The 23,094-nt window shown below is 63.2% G+C and carries 20 protein-coding genes; 13 read left to right on the forward strand and 7 right to left on the reverse strand.

The window, feature by feature from the left end; all coding sequences use genetic code 11:
- Positions 1-55: 55 nt before the first annotated feature.
- Together KTQ37_RS03850 and KTQ37_RS03855 are read left to right on the forward strand one after the other, a co-directional pair.
- Positions 56-991, forward strand: coding sequence for a nucleoside hydrolase (locus tag KTQ37_RS03850; protein ID WP_218629157.1), 936 nt, complete (start codon positions 56-58; stop codon positions 989-991).
- A 51-nt stretch (positions 992-1,042) separates the two neighbouring features.
- Complete coding sequence (locus KTQ37_RS03855) at positions 1,043-2,464, forward strand: protein adenylyltransferase SelO (protein WP_218629158.1); 1,422 nt, start codon at positions 1,043-1,045, stop codon at positions 2,462-2,464.
- A gap of 14 nt (positions 2,465-2,478) precedes the next feature.
- On the opposite strand, the gene KTQ37_RS03860 is transcribed toward KTQ37_RS03855, so the two are convergent.
- Positions 2,479-3,147 carry a VanZ family protein gene (locus KTQ37_RS03860; protein ID WP_218629159.1) on the reverse strand — a complete coding sequence of 223 codons (669 nt, stop codon included), beginning with the start codon at positions 3,145-3,147 and terminating at the stop codon, positions 2,479-2,481.
- 73 nt (positions 3,148-3,220) lie between these two features.
- Here KTQ37_RS03860 and KTQ37_RS03865 point away from each other — a divergent pair, with 73 nt between their 5' ends.
- The 4 genes from KTQ37_RS03865 to KTQ37_RS03880 all read left to right on the forward strand — a co-directional run bounded on the left by KTQ37_RS03865 (position 3,221) and on the right by KTQ37_RS03880 (position 7,013).
- On the forward strand, positions 3,221-3,919 hold the full coding sequence (locus tag KTQ37_RS03865) for an endonuclease/exonuclease/phosphatase family protein (RefSeq protein WP_218629160.1): 699 nt from the start codon (positions 3,221-3,223) through the stop codon (positions 3,917-3,919).
- A 101-nt stretch (positions 3,920-4,020) separates the two neighbouring features.
- A complete protein-coding gene (locus KTQ37_RS03870; RefSeq protein ID WP_218629161.1) occupies positions 4,021-4,887 on the forward strand; it encodes a DMT family transporter in 867 nt (288 codons plus the stop codon).
- Positions 4,888-5,005: 118 nt separating this feature from the next.
- A complete protein-coding gene (gene eno / locus KTQ37_RS03875) occupies positions 5,006-6,280 on the forward strand; it encodes a phosphopyruvate hydratase (RefSeq protein ID WP_218629162.1) in 1,275 nt (424 codons plus the stop codon).
- Positions 6,281-6,395: 115 nt separating this feature from the next.
- On the forward strand, positions 6,396-7,013 hold the full coding sequence (locus KTQ37_RS03880; RefSeq protein WP_218629163.1) for a DUF2238 domain-containing protein: 618 nt from the start codon (positions 6,396-6,398) through the stop codon (positions 7,011-7,013).
- Positions 7,014-7,076: 63 nt separating this feature from the next.
- On the opposite strand, the gene KTQ37_RS03885 is transcribed toward KTQ37_RS03880, so the two are convergent.
- Together KTQ37_RS03885 and KTQ37_RS03890 are read right to left on the reverse strand one after the other, a co-directional pair.
- Entirely contained in the window at positions 7,077-7,505 is a 429-nt protein-coding gene (locus tag KTQ37_RS03885; RefSeq protein ID WP_236021060.1) for a DUF4405 domain-containing protein, read from the reverse strand.
- Positions 7,506-7,898: 393 nt separating this feature from the next.
- Positions 7,899-9,008 carry an anhydro-N-acetylmuramic acid kinase gene (locus KTQ37_RS03890; protein ID WP_218629164.1) on the reverse strand — a complete coding sequence of 370 codons (1,110 nt, stop codon included), beginning with the start codon at positions 9,006-9,008 and terminating at the stop codon, positions 7,899-7,901.
- 59 nt (positions 9,009-9,067) lie between these two features.
- Between KTQ37_RS03890 and tyrS the strand changes: the two genes are divergently transcribed.
- On the forward strand, positions 9,068-10,318 hold the full coding sequence (gene tyrS, locus KTQ37_RS03895; RefSeq protein WP_218629165.1) for a tyrosine--tRNA ligase: 1,251 nt from the start codon (positions 9,068-9,070) through the stop codon (positions 10,316-10,318).
- 70 nt (positions 10,319-10,388) lie between these two features.
- Here the strand turns inward: tyrS and KTQ37_RS03900 are convergent, their stop codons facing one another.
- The gene (locus KTQ37_RS03900; RefSeq protein WP_218629166.1) at positions 10,389-10,967 is read right to left on the reverse strand and encodes a peptidylprolyl isomerase; all 579 of its coding nucleotides are present in this window, start codon (positions 10,965-10,967) and stop codon (positions 10,389-10,391) included.
- On the reverse strand, positions 10,960-11,466 hold the full coding sequence (locus KTQ37_RS03905) for a peptidylprolyl isomerase (RefSeq protein ID WP_218629167.1): 507 nt from the start codon (positions 11,464-11,466) through the stop codon (positions 10,960-10,962). The genes KTQ37_RS03900 and KTQ37_RS03905 overlap by 8 nt, the downstream gene beginning before the upstream one ends.
- Before the next feature lie 164 nt (positions 11,467-11,630).
- Between KTQ37_RS03905 and KTQ37_RS03910 the strand changes: the two genes are divergently transcribed.
- The 6 genes from KTQ37_RS03910 (at position 11,631) to KTQ37_RS03935 (ending at position 18,203) form a co-directional block, all read left to right on the forward strand.
- Positions 11,631-12,821: a phosphoglycerate kinase gene (locus KTQ37_RS03910; RefSeq protein ID WP_218629168.1), complete on the forward strand. Its 1,191-nt coding sequence runs from the start codon at positions 11,631-11,633 to the stop codon at positions 12,819-12,821.
- A 145-nt stretch (positions 12,822-12,966) separates the two neighbouring features.
- Positions 12,967-13,860: a fructose bisphosphate aldolase gene (locus KTQ37_RS03915; RefSeq protein ID WP_218629169.1), complete on the forward strand. Its 894-nt coding sequence runs from the start codon at positions 12,967-12,969 to the stop codon at positions 13,858-13,860.
- Between the two features lie 180 nt (positions 13,861-14,040).
- Positions 14,041-14,334: an FtsB family cell division protein gene (locus KTQ37_RS03920; RefSeq protein ID WP_218629170.1), complete on the forward strand. Its 294-nt coding sequence runs from the start codon at positions 14,041-14,043 to the stop codon at positions 14,332-14,334.
- A 167-nt stretch (positions 14,335-14,501) separates the two neighbouring features.
- Positions 14,502-15,506, forward strand: a complete 1,005-nt coding sequence (gene pdhA, locus KTQ37_RS03925) for a pyruvate dehydrogenase (acetyl-transferring) E1 component subunit alpha (RefSeq protein WP_218629171.1) — start codon at positions 14,502-14,504, stop codon at positions 15,504-15,506.
- Between the two features lie 12 nt (positions 15,507-15,518).
- Positions 15,519-16,886: a pyruvate dehydrogenase complex E1 component subunit beta gene (locus KTQ37_RS03930; RefSeq protein ID WP_218629172.1), complete on the forward strand. Its 1,368-nt coding sequence runs from the start codon at positions 15,519-15,521 to the stop codon at positions 16,884-16,886.
- Positions 16,887-16,898: 12 nt separating this feature from the next.
- Positions 16,899-18,203 (forward strand): pyruvate dehydrogenase complex dihydrolipoamide acetyltransferase, encoded by a 1,305-nt coding sequence (locus tag KTQ37_RS03935; protein WP_218629173.1) that lies wholly within the window; start codon positions 16,899-16,901, stop codon positions 18,201-18,203.
- A gap of 44 nt (positions 18,204-18,247) precedes the next feature.
- Here the strand turns inward: KTQ37_RS03935 and cysE are convergent, their stop codons facing one another.
- On the reverse strand, positions 18,248-19,060 hold the full coding sequence (gene cysE / locus KTQ37_RS03940) for a serine O-acetyltransferase (protein WP_218629174.1): 813 nt from the start codon (positions 19,058-19,060) through the stop codon (positions 18,248-18,250).
- A 106-nt stretch (positions 19,061-19,166) separates the two neighbouring features.
- A complete protein-coding gene (locus KTQ37_RS03945; protein ID WP_218629175.1) occupies positions 19,167-23,084 on the reverse strand; it encodes a baseplate multidomain protein megatron in 3,918 nt (1,305 codons plus the stop codon).
- Between the last annotated feature and the right edge of the window lie 10 nt (positions 23,085-23,094).

Consider the following 23,094-nt stretch of genomic DNA (forward strand, 5'->3'; position numbering starts at 1 on the left):
GCGATCTCTGGACTTCGCCCGGCGGCTCGGACACTCTGCCCGAAAGGAGAGCCCAATGCCGCGCAAGATCATCATCGACACCGACCCCGGACAGGACGACGCCGTCGCCCTCCTTCTGGCGCTGGCGAGCCCTGAGCTGGACGTTCTGGGCATCACCTGCGTGGCCGGAAACGTGCCGCTGGCGCTGACCACACGCAATGCGCGGGTCGTGTGCGAACTGGCCGGCAAGACCGAGGTCAAGATTTTCGCCGGCTGCGATCGCCCGATGCAGCGCGCCCTTGTCACCGCCGAGTATGTCCACGGCAAGACCGGGCTCGATGGGATCGCCCTACCTGATCCGACCATGGCCCTACAGGATGCTCATGCCGTCGATTTCATCATCGAGACGCTGCGCGATCTCCCCGAAGGGAGCGTAACCCTGTGCCCTCTGGGGCCGCTGACGAACATCGCCACGGCCTTCACCCGCGCGCCGGATATCGTGCCGAAGGTGGCCGAGATCGTGCTGATGGGCGGCGCCTATTTCGAGGTTGGCAACACCACGCCCGCAGCCGAGTTCAACATTTACGTCGATCCGCAAGCTGCTGAGATCGTGTTCAAATCCTGTGTGCCTTTGGTGGTCATGCCACTTGATGTCACGCATAAGGCGCTGACCACCCGCGCGCGGATCGAGGCCTTCCGCGCCCTTGGCACCCGCGTCGGCAATGCCGTCGCCAGTTGGACCGATTTCTTCGAGCGTTTCGACATGGCGAAATATGGCAGCCAGGGCGCGCCACTGCATGACCCCTGCGTGATCGCCTACCTTCTGAACCCCAACCTGTTCGAGGGCCGCCACATCAACGTCGAGATCGAGACCCGGTCCGAACTGACCATGGGCATGACCGTCGCCGACTGGTGGCGCGTGACGGACCGCCCGGCGAATGCGCTTTTCATGGGCTCGCTCGACGCCGAAGGATTCTACACCCTGCTGACCGAACGCATTGCCCGCCTTTAGTCGGGCTGGCGCGGCGCGAAAGGCGCGCTATATCCGGGCGAAGGAGATGCGATGACCCTGCCCTTTGACAACAGTTATGCCCGCCTGCCCGAGCGGTTTTATGCACGCCAGGACCCCGTGCCGGTCAAGGCGCCAAGCCTTGCCGCGCTGAACCGCCCGCTTGCGGAACGGCTTGGGCTTGATGCCGATTGGCTTGCCAGCGCCGAAGGCATCGCAATGCTGGCCGGAAACACCATGCCGCCGGGCGCCGAGCCCTTGGCGCAGGCCTATGCCGGGCATCAGTTTGGCGGTTGGGTGCCGACCCTGGGCGACGGCCGCGCGATCCTGCTGGGTGAGGTTGTTGCGCCGGATGGCGCGCGTTTTGACATCCAGCTCAAGGGTGCAGGCCGAACGCCATTTTCGCGTCGGGGAGACGGGCGCGCATGGATCGGCCCCGTTCTGCGCGAATACATCGTCAGCGAGGCTTTCGCCGCCCTTGGGATCCCCACGACGCGGGCGCTTGCGGCCCTTACCACGGGCGAGGTTGTGGTGCGCGATGCAATGGGCCGCCCCGGCGCGATCCTTGCGCGCGTGGCGTCCAGCCATGTACGTGTTGGCACCTTCCAGTATTTTGCGGCGCGCGGCGACGAAGATGCGCTAATATCGCTCTGCAACTTCATGATTTCGCGTCACTATCCAGACGCGACAAGCCCGCTCGACCTGCTGAGCGACGTCGTCGCGGCGCAGGCTGATCTGGTGGCTCGCTGGATGTCCGTGGGGTTCATCCATGGCGTGATGAACACCGACAATATGGCGCTCTCGGGCGAGACGATCGACTTCGGCCCCTGCGCTTTCATGGATGATTACCACCCACAGACGGTCTTTTCCTCGATCGACCAATTCGGGCGCTATGCCTATGCCAACCAGCCGCAGATCGCGGCCTGGAACCTCGCGCAACTGGCGACCTGCCTGCTGCCCCTGATGGGAGAGCGTGATGCGGCCATCGAGGCCGCGACCGAGGCCGTGCATGGCTTCGCCCCGATCTACCAGGGTGCCTGGCTGCGCTATATGGGCGCGAAACTGGGCCTTTCCTCAGCAACCGAGGACGACCGGCCCCTGATCGAAGACCTGCTGAGCCGTATGGCGGTCGAGCGCGCCGATTTCACCCGCACCTTCCACGGGCTGCGCAGCGGTAAGGCGCGCGCCGAGTTCATCGACCCCGCCGCCTTCGACACATGGGCACCCGCCTGGCAAGCCCGCCTTGCGCGCGAGGAAACGCCCACGGCGACCATGGCTGCCGCGAACCCGGTGCGCATCCCGCGCAATCACCGCATCGAAGAGGTCATCGTCGCCGCGACGGATGGAAACTTTGCCCCGTTCGAGCGCCTAAGCGCCGCATTGCGCACGCCCTTTGCCGACGACCCCGCATTCGCCGAGTTCGAACTGGCGCCAGTGCCCGACGAACGGGTTTTGCGGACCTTCTGCGGCACCTGAACTTCGCGGTGCAATCATTTGTTTTGGCTTTTGAACTTTCGGTAGAAGCGGCGGTTCTTTGCGACGAAATCCTCAAACAGGTTGCGCGTCGGCCCCGGACCGCGCCCGATCAGGTAAAGCCATCCCGCCAGCGCCCCCAGGGATGCCCCGATCACGTCCACGACCAGATCCCACATCGTATCGACCAGCCCGGATTTCTGCATATTCGTGCCGAAGATCTGGTCCATCCCGAACTCGAAAATCTCCCACAGGGCGCCGATGGTGACGGCAAAGGAGAAGGCGATCAGCGCCAGCGCCCAATGCGGGGCGGCGTAGCGGTCGCCCTCGAACAGCATGAAGACCACCAAGAACCCCAGCAGCCCGAAGCCAAGCGCCGAGGTGCCGTGCAGCGCCACATCCCACCACCAGTAGCGGTTATAGAAATCGAAGGCCTCACCCAGAAAGATCGTCGCGAAGATGAAGATCGTGATGCCGACAAGCAGCGGCGTCGGCAGGGCGATTCCAAGGCGCGAGGTCAGATACATCGGCACCAACGTCAGCAGGAAGGTCAGGCAGGCGACAGCGGCAAGCGCCAGCTGCCATTCCCACAGCGCCAGCAGAAACTCGATCGCCAGCATCGCCCAGATCGCTTGTATCAGCCGGGGTTGTGCGCGAAGGCTGGCGTAATGTTTGCGAAGTCGCATGGGTACACGCTACGTTGTCGCAGGGCCATCCCCAGGGGATGAATCCCACCGGGAAAACAATCATATCGTCATCATGACCGTTCGTCTTGCCTCATACAATCTGCACAAATGCGTCGGCACCGATGGCCGCCACGATCCCGCGCGCATTCTTGCCGTGATCAACGCACTCGGAGCCGATGTGATTGCCTTGCAAGAGGTGGATCGGCGGCTTGGCGCGCGCCCCTCCGCCCTGCCCGCGCGCTTGATCGAGGCAGAGACGGATTTCCACGTTGCCGAAGGCCCCAAAACCGGCCCGGACAGTCTTGGCTGGCACGGGCAGGCGGTGCTCGTGCGGCGCGGAGGGCGGGTGCTCGATATCGACGGGCTGGCGCTGCCGGGGCTTGAGCCGCGCGGTGCGCTGCGCCTTGTGATCGCGCATGAGGGCGCAGCCCCCTTCACCCTGGTCGCAGCCCATCTTGGCCTGCGTCGCGCCGACCGGCGCGCGCAATGGAGCCGGATCGCCCAGACCCTGCGCGGCGCGAAAGGCCCCGCACTTGCCATCGGCGATTTCAATGAGTGGTCCTCCAAGCACGGTTTCGAGGCGCTGACGGGCTATCACGTGCACGCGCCGGGCCCCACCTACCCCTCGCGCGCGCCGTTCGGGCGGCTTGATCGCGTGGTGACCTGCCCGAATATCAACATCGTGCGTATGGGCGTTCTGGATACGCCCTTGGCGCGACGCGCCTCGGATCACCTGCCGATCTGGGCCGACGTGGCGGGTGTTTTGCGCTAGCGATTGTGCGTGACACAATTGCGCACTGGACGGCCGCCTCGGCTTGAGGCAAGGCGGCAGGCAAGCGGTTGGACCGCTTGGTCAGGGATACGGGACATATCATGGAAAACCTGCGCGGCAGCCTTCTGATGGTGGCGGCGATGGCTGGCTTCGCCCTTGAGGACATGTTCGTCAAGGAGCTGGCCCGAGGCCTGCCGATCGGCATGGTTCTTGCCCTGCTTGGGCTTGGGGGCAGCGCGATTTTCGGTATCCTCGCCAAGATCCGCGGGGATCGGCTTATCTCGCGCGATCTGCTGGCTGGCCCGGTCCTGCTGCGCAACTTCAGCGAGCTTCTGGGCACGATGTGCTTCGTGTCCGCCATCGCGCTGACGCCGCTGGCGCAGGCCTCGGCCATTCTGCAGGCGACGCCCCTTGCGGTCACGCTTGGCGCGGCGTTGTTCTTGGGTGAGCAGGTCGGCTGGCGCCGCTGGTCGGCGATCATCGTGGGCTTCATCGGTGTGCTAATCGTTATCCGTCCGGGGACTGAGGGGTTTTCGGCGCTTTCGCTGCTGGCCGTGGCCGCCGTGGTCGGCCTCGCGGCACGCGATGTCGCGACGCGTCGGGTCGCCAAGTCGGTCTCATCGATGCAACTGGCGACCTATGGCTTTGCGGCCGTGATCCCTGCGGGCATTGCCATGGCCTGGCTCAGCCCCGCCGAGATCACCCTGCCGACCCCGCGCGACTTCGCCATGATCGGCGGCGGGCTTTTGTTCGGTACCGCCGGTTATTACGCCCTGATCGCAGCCATGCGGATCGGCGAGGTCGCCGTGATCACCCCCTTCCGCTACACCCGCCTGATCTTTGCGCTGATCATCGGCTGGACGGTCTTCAATGAGCCGGTGGACCGCGCGACGCTGATCGGCGGCGCGGTGATCGTTGGCTCGGGCCTCTACACGCTTTGGCGGCAGGCAAGGCGCACTCGCCGCTGAAACGGAAATTTCTTGCAAGTCCGGCGCTAACAATCGTGATAGCGCTAACAAACCTCTTTCGCGCGCGCGGCGGCCGGGCTATAGAGCGCGCGACAAATCCCTCAGCCGGAGCATCTCCATGAGCACGATCATCGACATCCACGCGCGCGAAATCCTCGACAGCCGCGGCAACCCGACCGTTGAGGTCGACGTGATCCTCGAAGACGGCACGATGGGCCGTGCCGCCGTTCCCTCGGGCGCCTCGACCGGCGCGCATGAGGCGGTGGAGCGCCGCGACGGCGACAAGTCGCGCTACATGGGCAAGGGCGTGCTGGAAGCCGTCATGGCCGTGAACGGCGAGATCGCCGAGAACCTCGTGGGCGAAGACGTGACCGAGCAGGTCGCCATCGACCAGATGATGATCGAGCTGGACGGCACCCCGAACAAGAGCCGCCTCGGCGCGAACGCCATCCTCGGCGTGTCGCTGGCCTGCGCGAAAGCCGCGGCCGACTTCTCGGCGCAGCCGCTTTATCGCTATGTCGGCGGCACCTCGGCCCGCGTCCTGCCGGTTCCGATGATGAACATCATCAACGGCGGCGAGCACGCCGACAACCCGATCGACATCCAGGAATTCATGATCATGCCGGTTTCGGCAGGCAATATCCGCGACGCGGTGCGCATGGGTTCGGAAGTGTTCCACACGCTCAAGAAAGAGCTGACCGCCGCCGGTCTCTCGACCGGTCTGGGCGACGAGGGCGGCTTTGCGCCGAACCTTAGCTCGACCACCGCGGCGCTCGACCTGATCCTGAAGTCGATCGAGAAGGCCGGCTACAAGCCGGGCGAGGACATCTACCTCGCGCTCGATTGCGCCTCGACCGAATACTACAAGAACGGCAAGTACGAGATGAAGGGCGAAGGCCTGTCGCTGACCTCGGAAGAGAACGCCGACTACCTTGCCAAGCTCTGCGCCGCCTACCCGATCATCTCGATCGAAGACGGCATGTCGGAAGACGACTGGGCAGGCTGGAAGATCCTGACCGAGAAGCTGGGTGACAAGGTGCAGCTGGTCGGTGACGACCTCTTCGTGACCAACCCGGCGCGTCTGGCCGATGGCATCAAGCAGGGCGTCGCCAACTCGATGCTGGTCAAGGTCAACCAGATCGGCACCCTGACCGAGACGCTGAAGGCCGTCGAGATGGCCCACCGCGCGCGCTACACCAACGTCATGTCGCACCGTTCGGGTGAGACCGAGGACAGCACCATTGCCGACCTCGCCGTGGCCACGAACTGCGGCCAGATCAAGACCGGCTCGCTGGCGCGCTCGGACCGTCTGGCCAAGTACAACCAGCTGATCCGCATCGAAGAAATGCTGGGCGAGACCGCCGAATACGCAGGCCGCTCGATCCTCAAGTAAGGACCGGCAACCGAATTACGAAAGGCCCTCGCTCCGGCGGGGGCCTTTTGCTTAGCGCTTTTCCACCCCGCGCGAACCTGCCATGCTGCCCGAAAACGAAGGGGAGTGCAGCACCATGGTTTTTCCAAAGAACATCAAACCGGCCGAGAAGGCCGTCGCGATCTTTGTTGCGCTTTACAGCATCGGCTTCTCGGCCTGGTTCCTGATAATCGGCAATGCCGAGTTCATCGTTTACATCATCACCATGGCCATTCTGATCGGCCTGATCGGCTCCAGCCTGCGCAAGGCCGAATACCCGCCCGCCATCCTCTGGGCGCTGGCGATCTGGGGCCTGCTGCATATGGCGGGCGGCGGTGTGCCGGTGGGCGACAAGGTGCTCTACGCGGTGCAGTTGATCCCGATCATCTCGGATGGCCAGGGCGAGATGACGATCCTGAAATACGATCAGGTGGTTCATGCCTTCGGCTTTGGCGTGACAGCGTGGCTGCTGTGGCACCTCGTCGTGCGGCACTTCCCAGATGTGCGCGGCACCTGGACCGCCTATACCTACCCCGCGCTTGCCGCGATGGGCCTAGGCGCGGTGAACGAAATCATCGAGTTCACGGCCGTGGTGATCGTGAAAGACACGGGCGTCGGCGGCTACTTCAACACCGCGCTCGATCTGGTGTTCAACGCACTCGGCGCGATCATCGCCATGATTATCGTCGCCGCGCAAGAACGCCGCCGCGTATGAGCGAGTGCGCTCTCGGGCGGCGCGCACAGCCTGAGAGCGCCAGATTTCGACCTTCCCGGCTGATCACCAGAAGTCGCGTTTGAACCACGATTGCAACTGCTCAAGCCAGCTTGCGGGCGGCAGGCCTAGCACGGCTACGACGATAACGAAGAGCGTCAACCCAACGGCCAACGCGAACTCGCGCCGGTGGCAGAGCGTCTTGGCCGCGCTGGACCAAAGCAGGTTGGTGATCACCGACCAATGCAGCCAGATGTGCCAGACCGCAGCCCCAATGAAGAGAAAACCACCCGCGAGGTGCAGCAACTCCCATTGCGGTCGACCCAAGCCGAGCATCGTCCACTCGATCTGTCCGGCGACGCGCCCGGAGGGGGCGATCATCACCACCAGCCCCGAGACCAGCATCAACAGGAAGTTGAGACCGACAAGGAACACCGCCGCCGCCCGCATCGAAAAGCGCGGCCTTGGCATCGCATGAGAAACAGAATCGAACATGGCCACCTCCTTGCACGAAACACCCTAAGGATGCCCCCAATTCGACCACACCGCCATGACCGGCGTCAAATGTGATACGGCCATTTTCCCTGCCCACAGCGCAAGTTATGCTGCGTGCCTTCACAAGGGAAGCTGGCGGATAAGAAAGCTGCGTAGCGTCGTTCTATCTATCGCGCTGGCAATCCCCACGCTGATCCGGAAGGCGAACAAGAGCGCCCACATCCCAAATGATCGCGCGCTCGGTCGCGCCTGAATGGGTCGAGATTACCTCGGCGGATCTGGTCTGGAGGCAAAGGCGGGCAGGCGATCATGTGCGCGGGCGAGACACGAATGGTTCGGGTTGCGCGTCGCGCTGCACCCCCTTCCGGCATCGCCCTGCCCCGGCACCAGCGCTCAGTCCGGGTAGCTGATGCGCCCGCCGCCAATCAGACCGGCAACGCCCGTCGTCGTCGGGCCCGAGGTCGGCAAGCCCCGCGCCACTCGGACGGCAAGATAGGCGAACGCCTGCGCCTCAAGCATGTCGCCATCAAGGCCGATATCCTCGATCGGCGCGACAGGGCAGTTGAGGCGACGCGTCAGAGCAACCATCAGCGCCTCGTTCAGCCGCCCGCCGCCGGTGACGTAGAGCGCACGCGGATAATCGGGAAAATGCTCAAACCCGCGCGCGACGGCGGCGGCGGCGCAGGCGGTCAGCGTTGCCGCTGCGTCGGCGTCGCTCAGATCTCGCACCGCCTCCAGCAGATCGTGAAAATCATTCCGGTCCAGCGATTTCGGCGGAATGCGGTGAAAGAAGCGATGCGACAGGAAATGCTCGACGATCTGTTCATCGGCGGTGCCCGAGGCCGCCAATGCGCCGCCCTCGTCGCAATCCATGCCAAGTCGCGCCCGCACGAGGTCGTTGATCGGTGCATTCGCGGGCCCGGTGTCGAAGGCGAGAACCGCGCCCACGGCCTCGGGGCCCGGTTGGCGCGGATCGACCCAGGTCACGTTTCCCACACCGCCAAGGTTGAGAAAAGCCACCGGCGCACTCAGCCCCGCCCATTTCGCGCAGGCGAAATGAAAGAACGGCGCCAGCGGCGCGCCCTGCCCGCCCATCTCGACATCCGTCGAACGAAAATCCCAGACGACAGGACGGCCCAGAACCTCAGCCAGAACCTCGCCCGAGCCGGCCTGATGCGTGCGCCGGGGCCCCATGCGCCCGTCCGGATCATGCGCAAGCGTTTGGCCGTGAAAACCTACAAGTGCAGCATCCAGCAGCGATGAGAGAAGCTCGGCATGCGCGGTCTCGACCACCTCGGCGGCCTCATCCACGCCCGGATCGCCCGGCCAGCAGCCAAGAGCCGCGCGCAGGGCGCTGCGTTCTTCATCGGAATAGGCGCGGTAATCGGTGCGGCCGAAGTCCAGTATCCGCTCGCCATCCGTCAAGACCAGCGCCGCATCCACGCCGTCAAGCGAGGTTCCCGACATCGCCCCAACCGCCCAGGCCGGACCCGGTTTCAACATGGCTTCCCCTTCGGCTGCCCACCCGATATACGCATGGCGCTAGCAAAGGAACAAGTGTGATGACCTACCATCCCAAATCGGATTTTCTGCGCATCATTATCGAGCGCGGATTCCTTGCGGATTGCACCGATCTGCAAGAGCTGGACGAAGCTCTCATCAAGGGGATGGTCACCTGCTATATCGGCTATGATGCGACGGCGGCCTCGCTGCATGTCGGGCATCTGCTGAACATCATGCTGCTGCGCTGGTTCCAGAAAACCGGCAACAAGCCGATCACGCTGATGGGCGGCGGCACGACCAAGGTCGGCGACCCCTCGTTCCGCAGCGAGGAACGCCCCCTGCTGACCCCCGAGGCCATCGACGCCAATATCGACGGGATGCAGAGGGTCTTTGCGCGCTACCTCGACTACCGCGAGGACGGCAACGGCGCGCTGATGCGCAACAACGCCGAGTGGCTGGACGATTTGAATTACCTCGAGTTCCTGCGCGACATCGGTCGGCATTTCTCGGTCAACCGGATGCTGTCGTTCGAAAGCGTGAAATCGCGCCTCGACCGCGAGCAGTCGCTGAGCTTCCTTGAGTTCAACTACATGATCCTCCAGGCCTATGACTTCCTGGAGCTGAACCGCCGGTACGGCTGCCTGCTGCAAATGGGCGGCTCGGACCAGTGGGGCAACATCATCAACGGCATCGACCTGACGCGCCGGGTGCTCGACCGCGAGATCTTCGGCCTGACGACGCCGCTGCTGACCACCTCGGACGGGCGCAAGATGGGCAAAAGCCAGGGCGGCGCGATCTGGCTGAACGGCGAGATGCTCAGCCCCTACGAGTTCTGGCAGTTCTGGCGCAACACGACCGACGCGGACGTGGGCCGGTTCCTCAAGCTCTACACCGATCTGCCGGTGGAAGAGTGCGACCGTCTTGGCTCGCTGGAAGGCTCCGAGATCAACCAGGCCAAGATCATTCTGGCCAATGAGGTCACGAAGCTGCTGCACGGCGAAGAGGCCGCCGTGGCGGCCGAGGCCACCGCGCGCGAGGTCTTCGAGAAAGGCGGCGTGGGCGATGACCTGCCGACCCTGCACCTAAGCGCCGAGGACGTTGCCGAGGGCATCAGCCTTGCGCAGCTTGTGGTGCGCTCGGGTCTGGCCAAGACTGGCAAAGACGGCAAGCGCCTGATCGCCGAGGGTGGCCTGCGCGTGGACGACGACATCTGCGCCGATGCGGGGCGGATGTTCCACGCGGGCGATCTGGCCGAGCCGGTGAAGCTTAGCGCGGGCAAGAAGCGCCACGCGCTGGTGCAACTGAGCTAAGACGCAACAGACAAAAGAAAACGGGCGCCGCGATCTTCGGGCGCCCGTTTTCGATTCTGTCGCGCGGGTCTTATTCGACCGTGGCGTGGACGATGTAGTCGGGCTGATCTACCAGCCCGTTCTGGCGCATGTCGCCCTTCTGGATCTGATCGACGATCTCCAAACCTTCGACCACATGCCCCACGATCGTGTACTGGCCATCAAGATGCGGCGAGGCCTGGAACATGATGAAGAACTGCGAATTGGCCGAGTTCGGATCGGCCGAACGTGCCATCCCCACCATGCCGCGCGTAAACGAGCGGTTCGAGAACTCCGCCGGAAGGTCCGGGCGTTCGGACCCGCCTACGCCCGCCATACGGGTATCGCCGCCGCGCTTGCCGAACTGCACGTCGCCGGTCTGCGCCATGAAGCCCTCGATCACGCGATGGAAGATCACGTCGTCATAGGCGCCTTCCTTGGCCAGCGCGACGATCTGCTCGACATGCTTGGGGGCCACGTCGGGCAGCAGGTCGATGACCACATTGCCGCTGACCGAGCCGCCGATCTCCAGCGTCAGGTTCGGGCCGTCCGTATCCGGCACGCCCGAGCCCTCGGCCCAAGCGCCGGTGGCCGCAAAGGCCAGCGCCGTCGCAAGCAGGATCTTACGCATCGGCAGCCACCTTGACCGAGATCATGCGGTCGGGGTTCGCCGGCGGCTCGCCGCGGACGATCTTGTCCACGTTTTCCATCCCCGAGATCACGCGGCCATAGACCGTGTACTGACCATTCAGGAAGTGGTTGTCGTTGAAATTGATGAAGAACTGCGAATTCGCCGAGTTCGGATTCGACGAACGCGCCGCGCCAAGGGTGCCGCGATCATGCGGAATGCGCGAGAATTCGGCCGGAAGGTCGGGGTACTGCGAACCGCCCGTGCCAGCGCGGCGGGGGTTGTAGTCTTTTTCCATGTTGGCGTTCTCGACATCGCCGGTCTGCGCCATGAAGCCGTCGATCACGCGGTGGAACGCCACGTTGTCATAGGCGCCGTCACGGGCCAGTTGCTTCATCCGCGCGCTGTGCTGCGGAGCAATGTCGCTGAGCAGTTCGATGACGACGGGGCCGTCCTTCAGCTCGATGATGATGGTGTTCTCGGGGTCTTTGATCTCGGCCATGAATGGTCCTCCTCGAAATTTGGGGCGACTGTAAGGAAGCGGCGCGGGATTCGGAAGGCGAAAGCGCCGCATGGCGTTGACGATGCCTGCACATCGGGGCAAGTTTGCGTGAACCGCGCGAGAGGGGCCAGAGCCCGCCGCGCGCAAAATCGGGAGTGACGAGAATGGCTTGGAAAACGCTCGACGAGATGGGTCTTGCGAGCAAGGTGGTCTTGGTGCGTGTGGATATCAACGTGCCGGTGGAGAACGGTGTCGTCACCGATGCGACGCGGATTGAGAAGATCGTGCCGACGATCAAGGACATCATGGCCAAAGGTGGCAAGCCGGTCCTGCTGGCGCATTTCGGCCGCCCCAAGGGCAAGGTCGTCCCCGAGATGAGCCTGCGCCCGCTGGTTCCGGTTCTGGCCGAGAAGCTGGGCTGCAAGGTGAACTTCGCCGAGGATTGCGTGGGTGGCCCGGCCAAGAAGGCCGTCGCCGCGCTTGCCGCAGGCGAGGTTCTGCTGCTCGAAAACACCCGCTTCCACGCGGGCGAAGAAAAGAACGACCCCGAGCTGTCGGCGGGCATGGCAGCCCTGGGCGAGGTTTACGTGAATGACGCCTTCTCGGCCGCGCACCGGGCGCATAGCTCGACCGAAGGCGTGGCGCATATCCTGCCCTCGGCGGCTGGTCGCCTGATGGAGGCTGAGCTCAAGGCGCTCGAGGCTGCCCTTGGCAACCCGACCCGCCCGGTGACGGCGGTCGTGGGCGGCGCCAAGGTTTCGACCAAGATCGAGCTACTCTCGAACCTTGTGGCCAAGGTGGACAACCTGGTGATCGGTGGCGGCATGGCCAACACCTTCCTGGTCGCCAAGGGAATCGACGTTGGCAAATCGCTCGCCGAGCACGAGATGGCCAAAACCGCCCGCGACATCATGGAAAAGGCCGCAAGCGCCGGTTGCCGGATCGTCCTACCCGAGGATGTCGTTGTCGCCCGAGAGTTCAAGGCCGGGGCCGAGAATGAGACCGTCGCAGCCAATGCCTGCCCCGCGGATGCGATGATCCTCGATGCGGGGCCGAAAGCTGTCGACATGATCGGTCGCGTTTTTGAAGCCTCGAACACGCTGATCTGGAACGGCCCGCTCGGCGCCTTCGAGATCGCGCCCTTCGATACGGCAACCAATGCCGCGGCACAGACCGCCGCGCGCCTGACCAAGGCCGGTAGCCTGATTTCAGTTGCCGGTGGTGGCGATACGGTTGCCGCGCTCAACAAGGCCGGGGTCGCGGGCGATTTCAGCTATATCTCGACCGCGGGCGGCGCCTTCCTTGAGTGGATGGAAGGCAAGGAACTGCCCGGCGTCGCGGCACTGATGAACTGAACCCAAGGCGGCCTTCGGGTCGCCTTTTCTTTCCCGCCCGCGTGTTAGCGTTCTCATAATTGCGCGCGCGCCAGCAAGGCGGTATCGCAGCCACAGGGGCACCCGCGCCCATCACCTTTCACCCAGACAGTCCCGGGGGAGCATCATGTCGAACGCCAAGCAGACCGAACAGATGAAGAAGGGGGCGGGCTTCATCGCCGCGCTCGACCAGTCGGGCGGGTCCACGCCCAAGGCGCTGCGTCTTTATGGCGTGAACGAGGACGCCTATTCGAACGAGACCGAGATGTTCGACCTGATCCACGCGATGCGCGCCCGGATCATCAAATCGCCCGCCTTCACCGGCGAGAAGGTCGTCGGCGCCATCCTGTTCGAACAGACCATGGACCGCGCCGTCGACGGCATCCCGACCGCCACCTACCTGTGGGAAAAGCGCGGCGTTGTGCCCTTCCTCAAGATCGACAAGGGTCTTGAGGCCGAGGTGAGCGGCTGCCAGATGCTCAAGCCGATCCCGGGTCTCGACGATCTGCTGGCCCGCGCGGTCAAGGCCGGCATCTTCGGCACCAAGGAGCGTTCGGTCATTTCGGCCGCCAATGCCGAGGGCATCAAGGCTGTCGTTGCGCAGCAGTTCGAACTGGGCAACCAGGTCATCGCCCATGGCCTGATGCCGATCATCGAGCCGGAAGTGACCATCACGATCGCAGACAAGGCTGAGGCCGAAGAAATCCTGCGCGCCGAAATCCTTGCGCAACTGGACGCTCTGCCCGAGGGCAAGCAGGTCATACTGAAACTGTCGCTGCCGAGCGTGCCGAACTTCTACAAGCCGCTGGTCGATCACCCGCGCGTGCTCAAGGTCGTGGCGCTGTCGGGCGGCTACTCGCGCGATGACGCGAACGCGATGCTGGCGCAGAACACCGGCATGATCGCCTCGTTCTCGCGCGCGCTGACCGAAGGGCTGAGCGCTCAGCAGACCGACGCAGAGTTCGACGCCATGTTGGGCGGTGCGATCGACTCGATCTACGCAGCCTCGATCGCCGGCTGATCGGCCGATCAAAGACAGAACACAGGGGCCTTCGGGCCCCTGTTTTCATTCCAGCCCCCTGCCCGCTTGTATCGTGCGATTTTTCTGATGAAAGCACCGCCAAGGGATTCACAAGCCAAAGTGGATATGGCATCCTTCATCCCACGCCCGATAAGAGGCACAACAGGCAGAGCACCCATCATGCAAAAGCGCCGGGCCATCGGCCCTCTGATCTTCTTCTCGATCTGCTTCGTGCTTGGGGCCTATTTCACCTTTGCCGCCGTGCAGGGGCCCAGTGGGGTGTTTCGCCGCGTACAACTGGAATCGGAGATCGCCGACCGAAGCGCCGAGCGCGACATCCTGCGTGCCGAAGTACAGCGCATGGCGAACCTAACCAAGCGCCTGTCAGACGAGTATCTTGACCTCGATTTGCTGGATGAACGCGCGCGAGAGGTGCTTGGCACCATCCGCACGGACGAGATCGTCATCCGCTAAGCCACCTCAAATCGCTTTGAAACACCCCGTCAGCGGGGCTTTCGGCGTTTTTCCGCATAAAATTGCCCTTGGGTCACATTCAGCCCACACAAGCGTTGCGTTTCGATTCAAGCTACGCTAGAAACTAGTTTAACGTTGAACTATTCTGTTCTGGGGGAGGATGCCCGATGGCAACACGCAAGAATCCCGAGACGAAAAGCGCCCCCGGCGCCAACGTCTCGAAGGACGAACTGCTCAAGTACTACCGTGAAATGCTACTGATCCGCCGCTTCGAGGAGAAGGCGGGCCAGCTTTATGGGATGGGTCTGATCGGCGGCTTCTGCCACCTCTATATCGGCCAGGAAGCGGTTGTCGTGGGCCTTGAGGCCGCGACCCGCGAGGGCGACAAGCGCATCACCTCGTATCGCGACCACGGGCACATGCTCGCTTGCGGGCTCGACCCCAAGGGCGTGATGGCCGAACTGACCGGCCGCGAGGGCGGCCTGTCGCGCGGCAAGGGCGGCTCGATGCACATGTTCTCGAAAGAGAAGCATTTCTACGGTGGCCACGGCATCGTCGGCGCGCAGGTGCCGCTTGGCGCGGGCCTCGCCTTTGCGGACAAATACCTGGAAAACGGCGGCGTGACCTTTGCCTACTTCGGCGACGGCGCGGCCAACCAGGGCCAGATCTACGAGACGTTCAACATGGCGGCGCTCTGGAAGCTGCCCGTGATCTTCGTGATCGAGAACAACCAATACGCCATGGGCACCGCACAGCGGCGCTCGACCTCGACTCCGGAACTGTACACCCGCGGCCAGGCCTTCGGCATCCCCGGCGAACCGGTGGACGGCATGGACGTTCTGGCGGTGAAAGCCGCGAGCGAGAAGGCCATCGCGCACTGCCGCTCGGGCGAAGGCCCCTACATCCTCGAGGTCAAGACCTACCGTTACCGCGGTCACTCGATGTCGGACCCGGCGAAATACCGCTCGCGCGAGGAAGTGCAGAAGATCCGCGAAGAGCGCGATGCCATTGAGCACGTGCGCGATCTGCTTCTCAGCGGTGGACATGCGACCGACGACGACCTCAAGGCGATCGACAAGGAAATCAAGGTCATCGTCAACGAAGCCGCCGAATTCTCGAAAGAAAGCCCTGAGCCCGCGCTCGAGGAGCTTTGGACCGACATCTACGCGTGAGGGAGTGATATCATGGCAACCGAAATTCTGATGCCCGCGCTCTCCCCCACGATGGAGGAAGGGACGCTTGCGAAATGGCTGGTCAAGGAAGGCGACGAGGTCAAATCCGGCCAGATCATCGCCGAGATCGAGACCGACAAGGCGACGATGGAGTTCGAAGCCGTCGATGAAGGTATCGTCGGCAAGATCCTTGTGGCCGAAGGCACGGCCGGCGTGAAGGTCAATACGCCGATCGCCATCCTGGTCGAAGAAGGCGAAAGCGCCGATGCGGCCCCTGCCGCAGCCGCGGCCCCCGTCGCCGCGCCTGTCGCGGATGCGGCCGCTCCGGTTGCTGCCGTGGCGGCAGCCCCGGTCGAGGTCGTCTCGAAAGCCTCGCCGGACTGGCCGGAAGGCACGCCGATGAAGACGATGACCGTGCGCGAAGCGCTGCGCGAGGCCATGGCCGAGGAAATGCGCGCCGATCCGACGGTTTACCTGATGGGTGAAGAAGTCGGAGAATACCAGGGCGCCTATAAGATCAGCCAGGGTCTGCTGGACGAGTTCGGCGCCAAGCGCGTGATCGACACGCCGATCACCGAATACGGCTTTACCGGTATCGCGGTCGGCTCGGCCTTCGGTGGCCTGCGCCCGATCGTCGAGTTCATGACGTTCAACTTCGCCCTGCAAGCCGTTGATCACATTATCAACTCGGCCGCCAAGACGCTGTATATGTCGGGCGGGCAGATGGGCTGTCCGATCGTGTTCCGTGGCGCTAACGGCGCGGCGGCTCGGGTCGGCGCGCAGCACTCGCAGGACTTCGCGGCGTGGTATGCGCAGATCCCCGGCCTCAAGGTGGTGATGCCCTATTCGGCATCGGACGCGAAGGGTCTGCTCAAGCAGGCGATCCGCGACCCGAACCCGGTCATCTTCCTCGAAAACGAGATCCTCTACGGCCGGTCGTTCGAGGTTCCGGTGCTGGACGACTTCACCATTCCGTTCGGCAAGGCCCGCATCTGGCGCGAAGGCACCGATGTGACGCTGGTTTCGTTCGGGATCGGTATGGCTCATACGCTCGAAGCGGCGGACAAGCTGGCGGAGATGGGCATCTCGGCAGAGGTGATCGACCTGCGCACGCTGCGCCCGATCGACTATGACACCGTGCTTGCCTCGGTCATGAAGACCAACCGCTGCGTGACCGTCGAAGAGGGCTGGCCGGTCGCCTCGATTGGCAACCACCTGAGCGCCACGATCATGGAGCGCGCGTTCGATTTCCTCGACGCTCCGGTCATCAACTGCACGGGCAAGGACGTTCCGATGCCCTATGCTGCCAACCTTGAAAAACTGGCCCTGATCACGCCCGACGAAATCGTCGCCGCCGTGAAACAGGTCACCTATCGCTGAGGGGGAAGAACAATGGCAACCGAAATCCTGATGCCCGCACTGTCCCCGACGATGGAGGAAGGGACGCTCGCGAAATGGCTGGTGAAAGAGGGTGATACCGTCTCGGCCGGCGACATCATGGCCGAGATCGAAACTGACAAGGCCACGATGGAATTCGAGGCCGTGGACGAAGGTATCGTCGGCAAGATCCTGATCGCTGCGGGCACCGCCGGCGTGAAGGTGAACACGCCCATCGCTATTCTCGTCGAGGAAGGCGAAGATGCCAGCGCCGCCGCCCCGGCGGCTGCGGCCCCCGCGCCGGAAGCAGCTGCGGCTCCGGCCGCCGCCACGGCTCCTGCGGCGGTCGCAGCGGCGCCGGCCCCTGCCCCGGCAGCACCGAAGGCCGACGGCCAGCGCGTGTTCGCCTCGCCCCTTGCCCGTCGCATCGCCGCGGAGAAGGGCCTTGATCTGGCGACCGTCAAAGGCACTGGCCCGCACGGCCGGATCGTCAAGGCGGATGTGGAGGGTGCGAGTGTCGCGCCGAAGGCCGCTGCAGCCCCGGCTGCACCTGCCCCCGCCGCTGCCGCTGCTGCTCCGGCTGCGCCCGCAGTGTCGGCCTCGGCCATCACCAAACTTTATGACGGTCGCAGCTACACGGAAGTGTCGCTCGACGGGATGCGCAAGACCATCGCGGCGCGCCTGACCGAGGCCAAGCAGACCATTCCGCACTTCTATCTGCGTCGCGAAGTTCGACTGGATGCGCTGATGGCGTTCCGTGGCGATCTGAACCGTAAGCTGGAAAGCCGTGGCGTGAAGCTGTCGGTCAACGACTTCATCATCAAGGCCTGCGCGCTTGCGCTTCAGGCCGTGCCGGACGCGAATGCTGTCTGGGCGGGTGATCGTGTGCTGAAGATGAAAGCTTCGGATGTGGCCGTAGCCGTTGCGATCGAAGGCGGGCTGTTCACGCCGGTTCTTCAGGATGCAGAAGGCAAGTCGCTCTCCAAGCTTTCTTCCGAGATGAAGGATCTTGCCAAGCGCGCCCGTGACCGCAAGCTCGCTCCGCATGAGTATCAGGGCGGCAGCTTTGCGATCTCGAACCTGGGGATGTTCGGCATCGAAAACTTCGACGCCGTGATCAATCCTCCGCATGGCGCGATCCTTGCAGTCGGGACCGGTGTAAAGAAGCCGATCGTCAACGGTGCGGGCGAGATCGAAGTCGCGACAATGATGTCGATGACGCTGTCTGTCGACCACCGCGTGATCGACGGTGCTCTTGGTGCGCAACTGCTGTCGGCGATTGTCGAGAACCTCGAGAACCCCGTTGCGATGCTCGCCTGAGCCAGAAAACAAAAAAGGCCGGAGCGATGCCCCGGCCTTTTCAATTAGTCTTCGCAGTCTTTCAGACGGTGATCCATCTTGACCGATGGCTGATCGCAGCCCGCCTCGCCCACGATCCTCGCGGGCACACCGGCGACGGTTTTGCAGCAGGGCACTTCCTCCAGCACCACCGAACCTGCGGCAATGCGGCTGTTTGCCCCAACCTTGATATTCCCCAGAACCTTCGCTCCCGCACCAATAAGGACGCCATCGCCGATCTTGGGATGACGGTCTTCCTCTTCCTTACCGGTCCCGCCAAGGGTCACCGAATGCAGCATCGACACGTTGTCGCCCACGACCGCGGTCTCACCGATGACGATCGAGTGCGCGTGGTCGATCATCACGCCCTTCCCGATCCGGGCCGCGGGATGAATATCGACGCCAAAGATCTCGGAGGTTCGCATCTGCACGAAATAGGCCATATCGCGACGCCCCTGACGCCACAACCAATGCGCAATGCGATAGGACTGAAGCGCTTGATACCCTTTGAAAAAGAGCATCGGCTGCAAGAAGCGATGGCAAGCGGGATCCCGGTCGAACACGGCGACAAGGTCGGCGCGGGCCGACTGGCCCAAGTCAGCATCCTCGCCATAGGCCTCATCCGCGATCTCACGCAAGATCTGTTCGCTCATTTCGCCCGAAGCGAGCTTGAGCGAAAACCGATAGGCCAGAGCCCGCTCCATTGTCGAATGATGCAAAAGACCCGCATGGATCAGAGCTCCAAGCAGCGGCTCGTCCTGAACGGCCGCACGCGCCTCATCGCAAATACGCGACCAGACCGGATCGACCGTTGCGAATTTCGCGCGTGTTTCAGCCATTTTGAGGCTCCTTCTTCCTGTAACGAGCCTATCACATAGGCTGATTGCGGAATAGGGGAAGTCTGAGAGAGATAAAAGCCCGCATTCGGCGCGTTAGGTCTTCTGCTCACCCCACAGACACCGACAACTTCGCCCAGGATCCGGCCCCGAAGACCTCGGAAATCTGGGCGACGTGTATCTCGAAATCATCTGAGATCCCATCACTTTCCCGCATCGTGTCCGAATAGGTCCACATCGGGACGGCGGTGACATCTTCTCGACGGATGGCGCCAATCACGAGCACTCGGACACAATATTGCTCGATGCTTTCGCCAAGCGAGACATCCACCCCTTCCCAACTATCACCATCAATCCGGGTACGGCGGGTCCATTCGAACGTAAGGCCACTCGCCGTTCGATTTGACTTGAGATGCACAGGGCTGAGCGGTCTCAGACCAATACCCGGGAATGCCGAAACGACATGCTCGTAAGAGGGGTCATCATAGGGTCTACTTGCAGGGCCAATCCGATAGTGACGCGCCAGGTTTCGGGCCGAGGCAATGGCTTCGATCTGCTTGGGTGCCTCGTCGATCAGGACGACCGTGCTGCCGACCGGCCAGACTTCCGGCATATTCGTATCCGTACCAAGCTGGCCACGCAGACGCAGACTGACTTCCCAGACATCGGACTCGACAAGCGTCGCCTGCGCGAACTGGAACAACTCCCAATTCGTGGACGAACCATCGCCAATGGCAATCAGGTTGGCTCCGTTGAAGACCCGCGCGACGTCGGCGGATTCCAACTCACCCGAAGCAAGGGCGATGCGCAGTGGTGCTCCTCGATCCCAGACGCCGGGTTGCGCAGCCGCGAGCGGCGAAAGCGTTTCGCCAATAGCCGCGTGGCCCTCAACCAGTATGTTCAAGCCGTATCCATAGTCGTCGCTTGCGGAATAGACCGCAACCTCACCCGGCCAAGGCTCGGCAGACACAGCGAGATGCGGAGCGTAGGGGTTTTCCTGCCCGGTCAGCAAAGGCAGATCGAGGAACACTGCCGTCGCGGGAGTCAAAGCCGTGAAGGGCTTGAGCGTCGTATTCTCCTCCACCTCATCCGACGGCAAGTAGACCGAGGCCTCGATGCGCGTTGCCTCGATCTGCAGCGCCTCTGCGCGTTCAATCCGGTCCGCGCGATAGAGGCGCGATTCACCATCTTGGAGCAAATCGAAAACGTCTCCGGTCTTCAGGTCATTGCGCGAGGGCGCCACCGCCAGCCGCACGCCATCCCGTGCCACCCGTGCTTCGGAAAGCCACCGCTCCGACACGCCCACGGCCTGAGAACGCGACAGTGCGATCGGTAACTCCGTCACGGAGGCTGCCCCCGCGCGCTCATCGGGGAACACCGCCTCGACGGCGCGAACCTCGAAATCTCCATCCGCCTCGACATAAGTCAACCGGATGCGGCCAGCGAGTTCCGCCTCTGGCGCACGCGTGGCCTCGACGCCGCCGTGATCTGCCCCTTCAACCAGATCGTCTTCGCTCAACACCGCGCTTGCCTTGCCGTCCCGCATTACGAACGCCAGCTCGCCATCACGTTCTACCGCGTCAAAACCATAAGCCAAGCCAAGGCCCTGCAGCGCACCACGCCCGGTGACACCGCCCGAGGTCACATAACCCCGCACAACCCCGTAAAGCCCGGAGGTGTCGATCTCCCGCACCCCGGCATCGCTACAAACCTCTGCAACGACATTCGCCAGCGGCTGCGCCGAAGAACGGCCGGAGATCCAGTGCCCCCTCGCATAGTTCTCACCATCCGCCCAAAGCGAAAGATTGGACGGAAACTGCGGATAGGGGCGCGCATCCCAGGCCCAGACATGCGCACGCGATGTATCGACCATCGGGCCACCAAAGACCTCGGATACGGGGTTCTTGTCCGGGTTCTTCCAATAATCGAGCACCGCGCGCAGATACTGCATCTGAATGAACTCATCGCGCCCACCGTCCGAGAAATAGGGAAGGGCACTCTCCGAGCTTTTGGGGTCCACGAACTTGTTGGGCTGGTTTGTCGCCTTGTTCACGGCCGCGCTGCCGAGTTCGGTAAACCAGATCGGTTTCGAACGTGGCACCCAATCCGTCTGCTCGGCCGCGCGAACGCCGCTAATGCGTTCGTGGTGCGGGTTTTCCCACCACGCGCGGATATCCTTGTAGCGCCAGATCCAATCCTCACCATGCGCGCCATCGCGGATCGGAGTCCGGATTTGCCGCTCGCGATCAGAGACGCTCTCGTAAAACCAATCGAACCCCTCCCCGCCTTCGATATTCGCTTGGAGATAGTCTATATTATAGATCGACCCCCAGGCCTGATCGGCATGATTGTCGCCATCGCGCCAGTCCGAGACAGGCATGTAGTTATCGATCCCGATGAAATCGATATTGTCGTCGGCCCAGAGCGGATCGAGATGGAAGTAACGCGAGCCGTCGCCAGGCTGATATCCCCAGTATTCGGACCAGTCGGCCGCGTAGCCAATCTTGCAATCCGGCCCCAATATTTTGCGCACATCGGCCGCGAGACGCCTCAGTTCTTCTACGGCGGGAAAGCTGTCGCCCGCGCCCCGGATCTGGGTCAGCGCGACCATTTCCGAGCCGATACAGAACGCATCCACACCGCCCGCCGCGGCACAAAGATGCGCGTAGTGCAGGATGAAGCGGCGCATCGACCACTCATCCGGGCCTGTGTACGAGACTTCCTGGCTTTCGATCACGAAGTGATTGATCGCCACGTTCCCGAAGAACGCGCGCACCTGCGCTTGGGCTTCCGCCGACCGATCCGCCGATCCCGGGCGGCCCGGCGCCTCAGCCAATGTCACTCGGCCACGCCAGGGCAATGCCTGTTGATCCTCCGCATCAGACCACGGGTCCGACAAGCCGTTATCCGCCAACTGATCCATCAGGATGAACGGATAGAATGTCACCGACTTTCCGGACTCCCGCAGTGCTGTGATCGCCTCGATCACCGAAGCATCGTTCGGAGTGCCGCCATAGACCGGCTTTCCGTCCAGTAACGGAACCCGCGCAGCCTCGTAACGCGTCACCCCCGAGACGCGCCAAGGCATTCCCTTCGCATCACCGACGGCCTTCTCGACCTTGGGCTGGAGCTTGCATGCGCCGCACCGCAGATCGTCGCCAAACCAGCTCACGACAAGAGAGACCGCCGCGCATTCGGGCAGCTCTTCATCAAGCGCCTCAAGCGCCAACACGAAATCTGTCTTGCTGTCAGAAGCGTTCTGGTTCGCAACCGTGGTTCTTTTCTTCCCTTTCGAGCGGGTGATGAAATATGCGGGCTGGGTCGCCAAAGCGTATTCACCGGTGCCTGGGATCAGCGCAACAGCATTCACACTGCGCACCAGATCGGGCAGGTCGTCAATCTGCGGCCCTTGCGCGGGACGCACAACCTCAAACGAGAACTGCGGAATGCGATTGCCATACTCTGCAAGCGCCAGATCCTCGAACACGACATAGGCGATGCCGCGATATGCGGGGGCAACATCAGCGCCCTCCACAGCGGCGATCTTGGGATCCGGCAACTGGCTTTCCGAGCCGCTATAAACCCGCATGTTCAGCGCCGCCTTGTCGATCTCGGCACCGTCTGCCCAAACCCGACCAATGCGCAGGATCTCGCCCTCGCAGATCGCAAGAGCAACGCTGACCGAATAGCTATAGGTCGTCGTAGTAACCCGCGGGCCACCCTTCCCGCTTTTCTTGACTTTCTTGGTCTCGAAAAAGCGCGTGGCCCAGATCACCTGACCCGAGACACGCATACGTCCCCAAAGCTTGCCGACCGCTTCGCCCTCGCTTGCGCTGGTCAGCCGGAGCCGGTCAACCTTGCCCATCTCGACGGCCTGCGAACCGACCCCGAGCAGGCGCTGGTCCACCGCCCGGCCGAGCGTTGCACCGATCGCGCGACCGATCACCGCCCCGGAAAGGCCAAGGACGGCTCCCCCAAAAGCACCACCGATCGCAGCCCCGGCTGCGGAAAGCAAAATCGTAGCCATATCGTCGGCT

The sequence above is a fragment of the Sedimentimonas flavescens genome, assembly GCF_019264375.1.
GTDB lineage: Bacteria > Pseudomonadota > Alphaproteobacteria > Rhodobacterales > Rhodobacteraceae > Rhodobacter > Rhodobacter flavescens.